The following is a 14,466-nucleotide window of genomic DNA, read 5'->3' as shown; positions in this document are numbered from 1 at the left end:
GCAGCGTCAGATGTGTATAAGAGACAGGTTCATGGGTGTGCGCCTGGCGCGCGACCTGTAACCGAAGGAAGAACGATGGCAAAGCATCCGAGTACCGTTCCCGCCAAATCCACGCAGGACGCACTGACCAATGACGTGTTGGATGGGCTGAAAAAGGAGCCCAAGGAACTCTCGCCGGTGTGGTTCTATGACGAGCTGGGCTCGTTCCTGTTCGACAACATCTGCGAGCTGCCCGAGTACTACATCACGCGCACCGAGCTGCAAATCATGCACGGCCATGCGACCGAGATGGCGCAGTACATCGGTCCGGAAGCGGCATTGATCGAGTTCGGCAGCGGCACCAGCTTGAAAACCCGGTTGCTGCTGGATCGGCTGGAGCATCCGCTGGCGTACGTGCCGGTCGACATTTCGCGTGAACATTTGTTTACAGCGGCAGGCACTCTCGCGAAGGATTACCCGCATCTGCACATCGTGCCGGTATGCGCCGACTTCACGCAGAATTTCGAGCTGCCGCAATTCATCCGTGCGGCGGAGCGTCGCATCGTTTATTTCCCGGGCTCGACGCTTGGCAATTTCGACCGCAGGCAGGCGCGTGCTTTGCTGAGTCGAATGCGCGATCTGGTCGGCAAGAATGGCGCGGTGCTGATCGGCATCGATCTACGCAAAGATCCACGTGTTCTCGAGCGAGCGTATGACGATGCCGCCGGCGTCACGGCCGAATTCAACATCAACGCTCTGCGTCATGTGAATCGCGAGCTGGGGGCGGACTTCGACCTCGATGCCTTCGATCATCTCGCCGTGTGGGTGGAGAACGAGAGCCGCATCGAGATGCATCTGGTCAGCAAGCGCGATCAGACCGTGCACCTCGGCGGCGAGAAGGTTCGCATCGGTCGCGGTGAGCATCTACGCACCGAGTATTGCCACAAGTACACGCTCGACAGCTTCAGTGAGCTGGCCGCAACCGCCGGCCTGGCGGTCAAGCGCGTCTGGATGGATCCCAACAGGCTGTTCAGCGTGCAATTGCTGGAGCCGGCACGCCTGCAATAGAACTACCGACGGGCCTGCGCCAGTTGAGCCCGAAGGCAAAGCCACGTAAGGTCCACGCCCATGTCAGAATCTGCTCCCAGCACGCAGGGGTGGGCGCTGTTCCTTGATGTCGACGGTACGCTGCTGGAGCTCGCCGAGACGCCGCAGGGAGTGCATGTGTCTACCGCCCTCAAACACTTGCTCGAAGATGTCCGCTGGCGCCTCGACGGGGCGCTGGCGCTCGTCAGCGGCCGCAGCCTGGCGAATCTCGACAACCTGTTCTCACCGCTGAAGTTCATTGCCTCGGGTGTGCATGGCTGCGAGCGACGCACCGCCGATGGGCATGTGCTGCGTCCTGAAGTCGACGCAGCGACGATTGCGCGCGTGCGCAGTCAGCTCGCTGATTTCGTGCGCAGCCACGAGGGACTATTGCTGGAAGACAAACATTACGCGGTCGCGATGCACTTTCGCCGCGCACCGGACATGAAGGACGAGGTCTATCGCGTCATGAACCAGGCTCTGGTGCAGCTGGGGCCGACGTTCGCGCTGCAGGCTGGCAAGAGCGTGCTGGAGTTGCGGCCCGGCGCGTGGACCAAAGGCAGCTCCATTACTTCATTCATGCAGGAAGCACCGTTCATCGGTCGCACACCGGTCTTCATCGGCGATGACGTCACCGACGAGGATGCATTCGAAGTCGTGAATGAGTTGAATGGCATGTCGATTCGCGTGGGCCAGGCGGCTGCGACTCGCGCGAAGCACCGGCTGGGCGGTGTCAGTGAAGTGCTGCGCTGGCTGCAGACCGTACCGCCTGTCGTTCCCCCTCCTCATCCCACTGCATAGGGCATGGCATTCGACCACTCATTCGGCATCGAGGAAGAATTCTTTCTCGTGGATGCCAAGACGGGGGTGCTCGGCACGCCGGCGCTCGATCGGCTGATGAACGACGCACGCGCCAGGCTTGGCGATGTCGTCACATCGGAATTGTTGCAATCCCAGATCGAGATTGCGTCGCCCATTCTGCGCAGTCACGGGGAAGCTCATGAGGTTATGTCGCGGACCAGGCGCGGGTTGCATGAGGTCGTCGCGGAACATGGGTTGAATATCGTTGCGGCGAGCACGCATCCGCTGGGTGTGTGGCAGGAGCAGCTCATCACCGAGAAGCCTCGCTACGACAAGCTGATCGCCGACTTCCGCATCATCACTCAGCGCAATCTGGTGTGCGGGCTGCACATCCATGTGGCCATTCCCGACGACGTCGATCGCATCGATGTGATGAACCGGGCCATGCATTGGCTGCCTTTATTCCTCGCATTGAGCACCTCGTCGCCATTCTGGAATCACCGCGTTACCGGGTTGCTGAGCTATCGGCAAGCGCTGTACGACGAGTGGCCGCGCAGCGGGATTCCGGACTTTTTTCAAGACGAGGCCGACTACCAGGCGTTCACGGAGCGCATGCGGATGGCGGGCGCGATCAGCGACTCCTCGCAGTTGTGGTGGTCGATTCGGCCGGCGCTGCGCTTCCCGACGCTGGAGATGCGGATCGCGGATGTTTGCACGAGGCTGGAGGATGCGTTGGCGATTGCGGCCTTGTATCGCTGCCTGGTCGCAACCCTGGTCGCCAACCCGGAGATGGGCAAGGCACGCAGCTCGCACACACGTCGGCTGATCGATGAGAATCGCTGGCGCGCCAAGCGGGATGGCGTCAAGGCCGAGTTCATTTTCGAAACCTGCAATGAGGTTGTGCCAGTCGCCAAGGTCGTGAGCGACTTGATGAGTGCATGCAGCGAGCAGATCGATCGGCTCGGTGCTGCCGAGGCGCTGCAGCCGATCGAGCGCATTCTTAGCGAAGGCACCAGCGCGCATCAGCAGCTGAAGATTTATAACGACAGTCGCGCGACGGGCGATGACAGCCTGGAGGCACTGCTGAAAGTCATTCAGTGGCTGATAGCTACGACTTTGCGTTGACGCCCAGTGCAGAGGCGGTAGCGAGAGCCATCGAAAGCTCTTCGTCGGCACGAACGGCGAAGAGGTGAACTCTCGATCCTGCGGCGTTGAAGGCGGCGAGCGGATGATCGCTCGACAATTTCAGCGCATCGTTGCTCGCAACATCGAGCGCAACCCCCATGAATTCCAGCCGTTCCGAACAACGTCGCCGGATCAGCGCGCTGTGCTCTCCTACGCCCGCCGTAAATGCGATGACATCCGCGCCGCCCATCTCTGCCGCGTACGCCCCGATGTACTTTCGAATTCGATGCACGTACATCGCGATTGCGAGAATGCAGCCCTCATCGCCCGCATTCGCGCGCCGCTCGATCTCTCGCACATCGTTCGTGCCAGCCAGCCCTTTCAATCCGGAACGTTTGTTCAACAGGTCATCCAACTGATCTGCATCGAGATGCCCTTCGCGGCGCAGCTGTAACAACACGCCGGGATCGACATCCCCTGCCCTCGTCCCCATCACCAGCCCTTCGAGCGGCGTCATTCCCATGCTCGTATCCACACTGCGCCCACCGTCGATGGCAGTCACACTGGCGCCGTTCCCCAGGTGGCAGGAAATGATCCGTAGCGTCTGCACATCTGCTCGCAAATATGCGGCGACGCTGTGAGCCACGTGAGCGTGATTGATGCCATGAAAGCCGAAGCGGCGAATGCCAAACCGTTGGCGAATATCGCTCGGCAGCGCGTACTCGCGCGCGTAATCGGGCAGCGTCGCATGGAACGCCGTATCGAACACCGCAAAATGCGGAACGTCCGGCAAGTCGGCACGGGCACGATTGATCGCAGCCAATGCGGGCGGATTATGGAGAGGCGCCAGGTGATTGAGCTGCTCGATCTGCGCGAGCACCGAATCATCCAGGCGCGTCGGGTCGCGAAACGTCTCCCCGCCATGCACCACTCGATGAACGACCGCCTCCGGCGCCTGGGAAGAGGCGAGCTTTCGATACGAGGCCAGTAATTTGTCGACCGCGGCTGGTAAATCACCGCCCACCTCGTCGACGTGGATTTCCTGCATACGCCGGCCCTGCACCGTATCGATCAGGGCACTTTTGACTGAAGAGCTGCCGCAGTTCAGGGCGAGGACGCGCATGACGGGAAAAATACCACCCTCCGGGCCAGGCTTGTACACTGCATTGAGGTCAACGGAGGTCAGCATGCATCGTTCCGTGAAAATCAAAACCATCCTCACCGGCGGCGCCCTGGCCCTGGCTGCCCCGATGTTCGCCAGCGCCGACGTAGCGCCGTTGGATATAGCCGCAAAGGCGGTCGAGCCTCGCGTAATCGAGTGGCGGCGCCACCTGCATGCCAATCCCGAATTGAGTAACCGGGAGGTGAAGACAGCCGACTTCATCGCGAAACGTTTGCAAGCCATGGGCCTGGAAGTGAAGACCGGCATCGGTATCACTGGCGTGGCTGCTCTGTTGAAGGGCGGCAAGCCTGGACGCACCATCGCGCTGCGTGCCGACATGGACGCGCTACCGGTCACCGAACAAAACGATCTGCCGTTCAAATCAACGGTCACCACCGATTTTCGGGGCGAAAAGGTAGGCGTGATGCACGCCTGCGGTCACGATGCGCACGTTGCGATTCTGCTCGGTGTCGCTGAAACACTGGTGAAGATGAAAGATTCCCTGCCGGGCCAGGTGCTGTTCGTGTTCCAGCCGGCCGAGGAAGGTCCACCGGAAGGTGAGCGTGGCGGTGCGCAGCTGATGATCGAACAAGGCCTGTTCAACATCGCCAAGCCGGACGCGATGATTGGCCTGCATGTGATGGCCTCGCTCAACACAGGTGTGATCGGCTACAAGCCGGGCCCGCTCATGGCGGGATCCGACGCGTTCTCGATTGTCGTGACCGGTTCGCAGACGCATGGCTCGCGGCCGTGGGCGGGTGTCGATCCCATCACGGTGTCTGGCCAGATCATCGGCGGCTTACAGACCATCGTGTCCCGTCAGATCGATATCACGCACTTGCCGGCGGTCATCACGGTCGGCGCCATCAAGGGCGGCATTCGTTTCAACATCATTCCCGACTCGGTGGAAATGATTGGCACCGTTCGCAACTTCGACCGTGATATGCGTGATGACATCGTCAAACGTATGCAGATCACCGCCAGCAACATCGCCGAGGCCAGCGGCGCGAAGGCCGAGGTGAAGTTGCGAGCCGAAGTGTCCATCCCACCGGTCGTCAACGATGCCGAGCTGACCCAGCGGGCCGTGCCTTTGTTCGAACAACTGGTCGGCAAGGACAATGTGCAGCAGATCGGTCTGCAAACCACCGCCGACGACTTCTCCTTCTTCGGCGCGCAGGTCCCGTCGATCTATTTCTGGGTGGGCATCACACCGCGCGATCGAGACCCGGCCAAGGTGCCGTTCAATCACTCGCCGCTGTTTCATCTCGATGAAGCGGGAATGCTCACCGGCGTGCGTGCGATGCTCACTCTGACCGCTGATTTCCTGGCTCGATAGGCCGGCGTAGTGCGAGTCGCGTCACAAATCCACACGATCTCGCTGCCGATCGGTCATAACGCGACATTGGTACTTGCCGCAATGCTCCCCGCTGACTGTACTGCGCCCTTCGGGAGGATACGCATCGCTGGGAGTGGCGGTGAAACAATCAAGAAACCTGCTCGCAGTCATCGCCGGACAGAGCTCGGTGGTCGCGATTCTGGTGCTGGTACTGATACTGGCCGTCGCGGGCGCACCGTTGCTGCAACAGAAGAAGGTGGTGGCGGAGAACATCGGCACGGAAGTCGCCATTACCAAGGCCTATGCGCTCAGCGAGGCGTTGTTGTCCCATGCTGTCCCGGGTCAGGCGCTGGACACGTTCAATCAGGCGTTCACAGCCCTGCACTTTCCCGACGCGTTGGCTGGCGGGCAGGCTGAGCCCGACAACGAGATCGGCGCGCAGGCCGTCGCGGCGCTGCGCGCCAACGACAAGCAGCCCTACGTCCATTTCAAGGACCTGGCGGGAACGCCGCACTTGTTCTATGCCGTACCCGATCGGGCGGGTGGCGCGCTGCTGATCGATCTGCCGATGGCCCGCGAGCAGGCGATCATCTATCGCTTCTTCGGTCAGTCTTATCTTTCCTCCAACGCGGTGGGCTACATTCTGGTCGGGCTGCTGCTGCTGGGCGTGTTCGGCTTGCGCCACTACCTGCGCTCGTTGATTGAGCTGCCCGAGGACGAGCGCCGCCGGCTCATCAGCCAGGGCTTGTACGACGCACCGCGTAATCGTCGCAATCTGTTGCCATGGTTGTTCGGTATCTGTGCGCTGGTATTTGCGGCTGATCTGATCGACGTACAGGACTCGATCATCGGCATCGGTTACGTGCTGGCCGTGATCCTCGCACTCTCTTCCAACCGTCATTGGCATGTCGGTGTGATCGGTTTCGTGAGCGCGGTGTGTTTGCTCGTCTCACCCATCCTCTCGTCGTATCACGGTGGCTGGTGGGCCTATCTCGAAAGTCATGCGGTCGCAGTGTTTGCGATCTTCGTCACTGCGTTCTTCGGCTCCGCCAACATGCGCAAGACGCAAGCGGAAACGGTGGCGCTGGCCGAAGCTCTGCGCTCTCGCAACGAGACCGCGGAGCTGCGTGCGACGTTGGAACGCGCCGAGGCGGCCGAAACCAACAATCGCAGCATGGTCGAACGCATGCGCATGGCGAACGAATCGGCCGGCCTGTCGGTATGGGAATGGAACATTGCGCAGGACTGGCTGGTGATCGATGAAGGCGGCCCGATGATCCAGCGCTGCGGCGGCATGCGCGAGTTCAAGGGCACCGAATATTCCAGCCGCTTCGTGCATCCCGATGAGCAGGCGGCGTGGCAGGAGATGTTCCGTGAGACCATCCGCAGCAATCGCACCTTCCTCTCGCAGCGTTACCGAGTGATCGATGCGACGGGCGAAGTGCATCACGTCCAGACTCACGGCAGCATTCTTCGTGATAGCAATGGCCGCGCGATCAGCGTGCTCGGCATCGATTGGGACGTCACCAAGGAAGAGGCGGCGAAGGAAGAGATCTCTCGCCAGGCGACCGAGATCAAGGAAGCGCAGGAACGGTTCCAGCGCGCCGTGTCCGGCACCCAGGACGCACTGTTCGAATTCAATCTGCAGACCGGCGAGATCTGGCACTCACCGCAGTTCCGCAAGATGCTGGGCTACGACGGTACGGAGCGCAGCGACGAAGGTCGTCCCGAAGCGTTCGTGCACCCCGATGACGGCGCCATCGTCGGCAGGGCGATGAGCGATCATCTGCAACGTCGCGTTCCGTACGACATCGAATATCGTTTGCGCAAGAAAGATGGCGATTGGCTGTGGGTGCGCTCGCGCGCCACCGCCGAACGCGATGCAGACGATCGCCCGCTATGGCTGGCAGGCTCGATTCACGACATCTCGCACGAGCGCGCTGCCCGCGTCGCGACGGAGCGCGCAGCGGAAGAGGCCGAAGAGGCCAACCGTGCCAAGAGCTCGTTCCTGGCCACGATGAGCCACGAGATCCGCACCCCGATGAACGGCATCATCGGCATGACCGGATTGTTGCTGGATACCGGCCTGGATCGCGTGCAGCGCGACTACGCCGAGACCATCCGCGCCAGCGCCGATTCGCTGCTGACCATTCTCAATGACATCCTCGACTTCTCGAAGATCGAGGCCGGCAAGCTCGACATCGAAAACCTCGAGCTCGACCTGCGCTCCAATGTCGATGACGTCGGCTCCATCATGGCGTTCCAGGCCGCGGCCAAGAGCCTGGAGTTGGTGGTCAACGTGCGGCCCGAAGTGCCGGAGCGCGTGCTCGGCGATCCGCAGCGCATCCGTCAATGTTTGCTCAACCTGGTCGGCAACGCGATCAAGTTCACTCAGACCGGCGAAGTGGTGCTGGAAGTGTGTCTGCTGGGCCGTCAGAACGGCCGCGCGTTGCTGCACTTCGAAGTGCGCGACACCGGCATCGGCATCCCGCGCGAGTCGCTGGATAAATTGTTTCAGCCGTTCATTCAGGCGGATTCGTCGACCACGCGCCGCTTCGGCGGTACCGGTCTCGGTCTGTCGATCGTGCGCAAGCTGGTCGAGATGATGGGTGGACAGACGGGCGCGCAGAGCGAAGTCGGCAAGGGCTCGACGTTCTGGTTCACGCTGCCGGTCGAAGAACCGGCGAGCTTGGGCGACTACGAGCCGCAGCAACCTGCGCTTCGGGAAGGTCGCCGCATCCTGCTGGTGGACGACAACGAGACCAACCGTCGCGTGCTGTCGAGCCAGATGGTTCACGCTGGCTACGAAGTGATCACGGCGTCGCACGCTAACGAAGCGCTGACCATCCTGCGCGCGGGAAACGGTGCGTTCGATGCGGTCGTGCTCGACTATCAAATGCCCGACATGGACGGCTCCATGCTCGGCGAGCAGATCATGAAGGCGCGCGACATTCCTCCGACGCGCCTGATGTTGCTCACGTCGCTGGATCGTTCCGGCGACATGCAGCGCTTCGCCGATATCGGCTTCTCGGCCTATCTGACCAAGCCGGTGCGCACTCGCGAGCTGCTCGATTGCCTGAAGCGCGCGCTGTCGCGTGAGGCCGAGGACTGGCATATGCACAGCCAGCCCATCATCACTCGCGGCACGCTGGTAGCGAACGAGGTCAAGCGCATCTACTCGGGCCGCGTGCTGCTGGTCGAGGACAACGCCATCAATCAACGCGTCGCGCGTCGCTTCCTTGAACGATTGGGTTGCGAGGTGCACGTCGTCGGCGACGGCAAGCAGGCCGTGGATGCCTTCGAGAGCAACAGTTACGGTTTCATTCTCATGGACATGCAGATGCCCGTGATGGATGGCCTCGAAGCCACACAGCGCATTCGTCAGCTCGAAGGTGCGGGCCACCGCACCCCGATCGTGGCGCTCACCGCGAATGCGATGATGGGCACGCTGGAGCGCTGTCTCGAAGCCGGTATGGACGACTACCTCACCAAGCCGCTCGACATCTCGCGTCTGCAGGACGTGCTCGACCGCTTCATGGGTGCAGTGTCGTCGGACACCGAGCCCACGGTCATCGCTTCGATGAACCGCAATCTCGATGAGTCATTGCAGGCGCGGATCCAGGAAATCGCGGGCGACGACGAGGAATTCGCGGCCGAGCTGGTCAACGCCTTCGTCATGAGCGGCGAAGAGGCGATTCTGGAGCTGCGCGCCGCCGCACATCGCCAGGATCTCGATCAGCTGGCCCGCGCAGCTCACAAGCTCAAAGGCGCTGCCAACAATCTGCACGTGGACCGGCTTGGACTGCTGACCGCCGACGTGGAAACCCGCGCCAAGGCCGGGGGCCGCAACGATTGGAGCGAAGAGCTGAAAATGATCTCTGCGGAGTTCGAGCGCGCCTCGGAACAGATGCGCGCGCTGCTCGACAAGCAGTGGCAGCGGAAGGCGAGTTAGTTACTCGCCTTCGGGCACGAATTCATCAGGCTTCTTCGAGCCGCCGCCGAAGAAGAACTTCTCCATCTCCTCGACCAGGAATTTGCGCGCCTTGGGCTCGATGGGCGTGAGGCGATATTCGTTGAGCAGCATGGTCTGGTGCTTGAGCCAGCGCTGCCACGCCTCCTTGGAAACGTTCTCGTAAATGCGCTGACCCAGCTCGCCGGGGTACGGCGCGTAGTCGAGCCCTTCGGCTTCGACCCCCAGCACAACACACTTCACCATTCGAGCCATATCGATTCCACCCCGGATAAGCAAATCATCGCCGGCGCAGCCACATCTCAGCGACCAGCCAGTTCAACACCCAGCAGCTCCACGCAACGATCGGGAACGCGACGTCGAAACTCAGCCCGCCCAACTGCAGCAAGCCGAGCTCCAGACGCAGAGTCACCGCCGCGAACGTCAGCGCGTAGTTGCGGATCATCCAGCGCCGATGCGCCACGACATCCCGCCGGCGAATGGAAATATAGGCCTGCGCTCCGGTGTACAACCAGAACACCGCTAGCAAGCCGAAGCCGACGACGCCCGGCTGACCGGCAACACTGGTCGGCGCAAAGTATAGCCCGCCGAGCGCGCCGCTCAGAACCGCAAGCAAATACGCGCGCCCCGTCCAAACATGGACACGTGGCCAGCGGACTCGCACGCGGCTCAGGAACTGCCACGGCCCGAGCATGACGGCAATTGCGCCACCTAGCGTGTGTGCATCCAGCCGGCAATCTCGGTAGCAATGAAGCGCGACTTGATGCCCGGATGCCCATAGGCATCGATGCTCATGAACAGGATGGCATTGGCTGCGGCCAGCAACGCGCCGAGCAGCATGAATGCCCAGCCCACCTGCAGCCATCGCGAGCGACTCACATCCTGTGGGTCAATCACGCTCATCGCTACTCCTGCTCGGCCAGGCCGCGGATCAGATCGACGGCCGGTTTGGCCAGGCCGATCTTCGCGGGCTGTTTCACGTCGTACCAGCAATACCGATCGGCGTCAGCAATCGAGGGCTGCTCGCGCGCATCGCGCACCAGGAGCGGTTGTAATGTGAGGTCGAAGTGAGTGAACGAATGGGAGTAGGGTGGCAGCGCCCGAGTTGCCAGAGCCGAGTCGCCGGTGTGCCGCTCCATCCACGCAATGGCGTCTTCACGTGCATCGAACTGGGGAAACGTCCACAGCCCGCCCCAGATTCCCACAGGCGGTCGACGCTCCAACAACACTGCGCCATCGGCCCGTCGAAGGATCGCAGCGTATGCAGCGCGCTCGGGGCGTTCCTTGCGCGGCTTCGGTGTCGGCAGGACGGCTTGCATCCCTTCGCGTCGTGCGACGCACAGCTCGTGCATGGGGCACACGACGCACAGTGGTCGCGATCGAACACAAACCGTCGCACCCAGATCCATGATGGCTTGTGTGTAGTGAGCCACCCGTTGCACCGGCGTGCAGGTATCCGCGATCGACCATAACTCACGTTCCACCGCGGTCTCGCCTGGAAATCCTGCGATGCCGAAGCAGCGCGTCAGCACGCGTTTGACGTTGCCGTCGAGGATGGGATGGCGCTGGGATTTCGAGATGGCGAGGATGGCGCCCGCGGTCGAGCGGCCAATGCCCGGCAAGGCTTGCACCGCTTCGAGCGTATCCGGGAACTCACCGCCATGCTCGGCCACGATGGTCCGTGCGGCCTTCAGCAAATTGCGTGCTCTGGCGTAGTAACCGAGGCCAGTCCACAGGTGCAGCACTTCATCGTCATCCGCGGCCGCCAGGGCCCGCACGTCCGGGAAGCGCTGCATGAAGCGCTCGTAGTAAGGAATGACCGTGGCCACCTGCGTCTGTTGCAACATGATCTCGGAGATCCAGACGCGGTAGGACGTGATCTGCTGCTGCCAGGGCAGGTGCTTGCGACCGTGAACATCGAACCAGGCCAGCAGAGCGCTGGCGAATTTCTCGCCGGTCGGCCCCGCAGCACCGGCGCGCGGGCGCGGGGAGGATTCCGAGAGAGTCAACTGGTTGGAGACAGCGGGCTTGGCGGCAGCGGGCATGGCGACATGATGCCACGCCTGCGAGGGGCGCGTAGATCAAGGCGAGGTGGGCACTGGCCCCTGCGCCTTTTGCTCCACGTTCATGAAAAGATCCCGAGTCTCGTGTTCGAGCGTCCGCAGCAGCATGCGTCGCCCGCCGACCGATGGGACCCAGAAGCCGGGGACCACATTGGTTACATACTTCACCCGGGTCATGCCGTGATGCTCGAGGGTCAGCTCGCTGCGCGTCTCGCTGAATTTCACGTCGCTGCGCGCCGGATCCGCAATCGCCACCAGCGCGTGCTTGGATTCCTGCACGCGCTCGACGCGAGTGACATTGCGGCAGAACCAGCCGAAGCAAACTTCGACCTTGGTTTCCAGGATGACCACATCCGGCGCGGGCCGGTCCAGCACGTTCGCGCTGAGGATGCGATGGTTGAGCGCGGGATAGTCGGTGTAGTCCCGCAACACGGCGTCGACGCGATCGATGGGCGCGTTCAGCGTGACGACCAGCTCGTACTGAAAGTGCTTATCCGCGTAGCGCGCTTCGCTGTGCTCGATGTTGAAGGCGTGTGCGGCGGGCGCTGCTGACAGCAGCGCCGCTACGAGCAGAGCATGACGATGCGGCCAACGTGACTTCAGAGCTGCCATCCAGCGACCCGGGGACATGTGCGCGACACATACAGCATAAGTCGCCCGCCATGGCGCTTTGGTTTCAACGCTTGAACAAGTCCTTGAGCTTGTCCTTCAGCTTCTCCTCGACCTTACCCTTTTCCTTGTCGACGCGCTGCTTGAGCTCGTTCTTCAGGTAGCCCTCCAGATCGGGGCGCACCTTCGGATCGGTGAGCGAGCCGGTAATTTTCACCGGGATCTCCGCATCCACCATATCCTGCATTTCCGCGGTATCGGCGCCTTCACGCGGAATCTTCAGCACCGCAGCAATCAACCGATAGTCGAGCGTGCTGGCCGGAATGTCGACCGTGCCCTGCCCCGTCACCTTCAGGTACTGCATGGCGACGTTCAAGTCGTTGTTGGAAAGCACGCCGTTCTTCATCACGCCGCTGCCCGTCAGCGCAGTAAAGGGTGTGCGCGCCGGACCGGTACGTTCCGGAATCGCCTGTTGTTTCAGCACCGCGCGAGCACGACGAATCTCATACCAAAGATCCGCGCCCTCGAGCGCACCATCCGCCACTTTGAAATCGACCGTGCCGTCGAGCGTCTTCATGACGTCGTCGGTGTTCTTGCCCGAGCCGGCCAGTTTGATATTGGCGCTGCCCTTGCCGGAGACGCGCTCGGTCTCGAAGAAATCCTTGAACAACGGCGCGAAGTCGACGCCGCTGATGTGCTCATCAAGCGTGATGCGCGCCACATTGCCCGTGGCATCGATGCCGATGTCGCCAGTGTAATTGCCGCCGTACATCGAGGCCTGCGAAGGATTGAAGCGCACCTTGCCGTCACGCGCGTTCACGCCGAGCTTGAGCTTGGTGAATTTGATGCCGGCAAAGATCGCCTCACCGACTTGCAGCTGGCCGCGCGCGTTCAACGCTCGCAATGTTTCCACCGGAATCGGTGTCGGCGGCTCTTTGGTAGCAGTCTTGGCCGGCTGCTCCGCTGGCGGCGGCAGGTAACGATCGGCGTTGATGCGATCGACGTTCAGATCGAAGCGCAATGCCTTGGAGGCGAAGTCCGCGACCCCAAGCATGCCTTTGGCGATCGTGTCATCGAGCTGCAGCACGATGTCGCCCACGTCCGCGCTGGTTTTGGTCATCGACACGGTGCCGGAGAAACTCAGCTTTTCGAACACTTTCGGATCGGTGGTCGTGGGCAGCGACACACCGAGCTTCGGCGCCCAGGTGCGCAGCGAGATCTGATCGAGCTTGAGCGGGCCAGTCAGCGCCGGTGCGTCGAGAATTTCCTTGCCGGTGAGCGAGCCGGTGAGATGACCGCCGGCCACATCCAGATCGAGACCGCTGAGCTCGAGCGTCTGTGCCGCGAGGTTCGCATTGAAATCTTTCGCTTGCAGCGTGACCGGCACACCGGTGCTCGGAAAGCCTTCGCCCTTCCAGGTCGTCGTCACGTGCAATGCATCGAGACGATACAGCTCCTTGCCGACATCCGCGCTGAGGGCATTGGCAGCGATCTTTACCGGGATACCTTCCCTGGGATAACCCTGCCCGGTGAGCGTGACATCGATCTGCGGCTTCGCCAGCCGATGCGCGTTGGCTTCGAGATCCGCAGTCACCGTGGTCGCGAGACGCACTTTCGCGGACAGCGACGGTTCCTGGTCGAGCACGAAGTCGGTGGTCAGATCGAACGGCTCGCCCGAGGCCAGGCGGCCGGTCTTCAGATTGAAATTACGCACCACCTGGCGCGTTTTCTCCTGGCGGTTCTCCAGGGTGACCGCAGCGTCCTCGATCTCCAGGCCCGCGATGGTCGGCACTTCCATGGGCTGCTCACCGGCAGGCGCCGGCGTGGTGGCCTCTTTCTGCTCGCCCAGGTCGGCCCAGTTGTTACGCCCCTGCTCGTCGGTGATGAGGCGGATCCGCGCACCCGCCAGGCGAACATTGCCGACTTCGATCTTGCCCCGGAGCAATGGCAGCAGGCGCACCCCGACCCGCGCTTGCTGAATGGACACGAAGGGCTCATCGCCGAAGCCGGGCGCGTCACCCAGGCTGGCAGGGCCGGCCTCGAGCGCCAGCCAGGGAAAAATCGACAAATGCAGGTCGCCGCTCAAGCTCAGCTGCCGGCCGGTCTTGCTCTCGACGATGCGCTCGATGTCGTCGCGATAATCGTTCGGGTCGACGAACAACACCACCGCCAGCAGTGCCACCACGATCAGTGCCACGATGCTGCCGACCACGATCCCGGCGATCTTCAATGCCCGCATGTCCGCTCCTTTGTGAGCAAGGTCACAAGCTACGGGATTCTAACAGCCGGGATGTGGGACTGGTTCACAGTGGCCGACGGGTCGATTCGCGCCGCA

Annotated in this window: 12 protein-coding genes; 5 read left to right on the top strand and 7 right to left on the bottom strand. The window is 62.1% G+C overall.

All coding sequences use genetic code 11. The features are described 5' to 3' along the window. Positions 1-75: 75 nt before the first annotated feature. Genes egtD through D0550_RS09370 form a run of 3 tightly spaced genes read left to right on the top strand, consistent with a single transcriptional unit; the run spans position 76 to position 2,991 of the window. Complete coding sequence (gene egtD / locus D0550_RS09380; RefSeq protein WP_116808855.1) at positions 76-1,047, top strand: L-histidine N(alpha)-methyltransferase; 972 nt, start codon at positions 76-78, stop codon at positions 1,045-1,047. A 60-nt stretch (positions 1,048-1,107) separates the two neighbouring features. Then, entirely contained in the window at positions 1,108-1,866 is a 759-nt protein-coding gene (gene otsB / locus D0550_RS09375) for a trehalose-phosphatase (protein WP_116808854.1), read from the top strand. Positions 1,867-1,869: 3 nt separating this feature from the next. Continuing rightward, positions 1,870-2,991: a carboxylate-amine ligase gene (locus D0550_RS09370; protein ID WP_116808853.1), complete on the top strand. Its 1,122-nt coding sequence runs from the start codon at positions 1,870-1,872 to the stop codon at positions 2,989-2,991. On the opposite strand, the gene D0550_RS09365 is transcribed toward D0550_RS09370, so the two are convergent. After that, positions 2,975-4,180, bottom strand: coding sequence for an acetate/propionate family kinase (locus D0550_RS09365; protein ID WP_206606174.1), 1,206 nt, complete (start codon positions 4,178-4,180; stop codon positions 2,975-2,977). The two genes, D0550_RS09370 and D0550_RS09365, sit on opposite strands and share 17 nt — an antisense overlap. Between D0550_RS09365 and D0550_RS09360 the strand changes: the two genes are divergently transcribed. After that, on the top strand, positions 4,179-5,489 hold the full coding sequence (locus tag D0550_RS09360; protein ID WP_116808852.1) for an amidohydrolase: 1,311 nt from the start codon (positions 4,179-4,181) through the stop codon (positions 5,487-5,489). The genes D0550_RS09365 and D0550_RS09360 overlap by 2 nt on opposite strands. A gap of 139 nt (positions 5,490-5,628) precedes the next feature. Next, a complete protein-coding gene (locus tag D0550_RS09355) occupies positions 5,629-9,441 on the top strand; it encodes a hybrid sensor histidine kinase/response regulator (protein ID WP_153067102.1) in 3,813 nt (1,270 codons plus the stop codon). Here D0550_RS09355 and D0550_RS09350 read toward each other — a convergent pair whose 3' ends face one another. The 6 genes from D0550_RS09350 to D0550_RS09330 all read right to left on the bottom strand — a co-directional run bounded on the left by D0550_RS09350 (position 9,442) and on the right by D0550_RS09330 (position 14,370). Further along, the gene (locus tag D0550_RS09350) at positions 9,442-9,714 is read right to left on the bottom strand and encodes an oxidative damage protection protein (RefSeq protein ID WP_116808850.1); all 273 of its coding nucleotides are present in this window, start codon (positions 9,712-9,714) and stop codon (positions 9,442-9,444) included. 25 nt (positions 9,715-9,739) lie between these two features. Next, on the bottom strand, positions 9,740-10,153 hold the full coding sequence (locus tag D0550_RS09345; protein WP_161965730.1) for a DUF2306 domain-containing protein: 414 nt from the start codon (positions 10,151-10,153) through the stop codon (positions 9,740-9,742). A 17-nt stretch (positions 10,154-10,170) separates the two neighbouring features. After that, a complete protein-coding gene (locus D0550_RS34860; RefSeq protein WP_161965729.1) occupies positions 10,171-10,362 on the bottom strand; it encodes a hypothetical protein in 192 nt (63 codons plus the stop codon). A gap of 2 nt (positions 10,363-10,364) precedes the next feature. Beyond that, on the bottom strand, positions 10,365-11,504 hold the full coding sequence (gene mutY, locus D0550_RS09340; RefSeq protein WP_116808848.1) for an A/G-specific adenine glycosylase: 1,140 nt from the start codon (positions 11,502-11,504) through the stop codon (positions 10,365-10,367). Positions 11,505-11,540: 36 nt separating this feature from the next. Next, complete coding sequence (locus D0550_RS09335; RefSeq protein ID WP_116808847.1) at positions 11,541-12,134, bottom strand: SRPBCC family protein; 594 nt, start codon at positions 12,132-12,134, stop codon at positions 11,541-11,543. Positions 12,135-12,198: 64 nt separating this feature from the next. Beyond that, positions 12,199-14,370: an AsmA family protein gene (locus D0550_RS09330; RefSeq protein WP_116808846.1), complete on the bottom strand. Its 2,172-nt coding sequence runs from the start codon at positions 14,368-14,370 to the stop codon at positions 12,199-12,201. Between the last annotated feature and the right edge of the window lie 96 nt (positions 14,371-14,466).

The organism is Steroidobacter cummioxidans, assembly GCF_003104955.1.
Note: the sequence above shows the minus strand (reverse complement) of the source record. Positions and strands in the feature narration are given on the sequence as shown.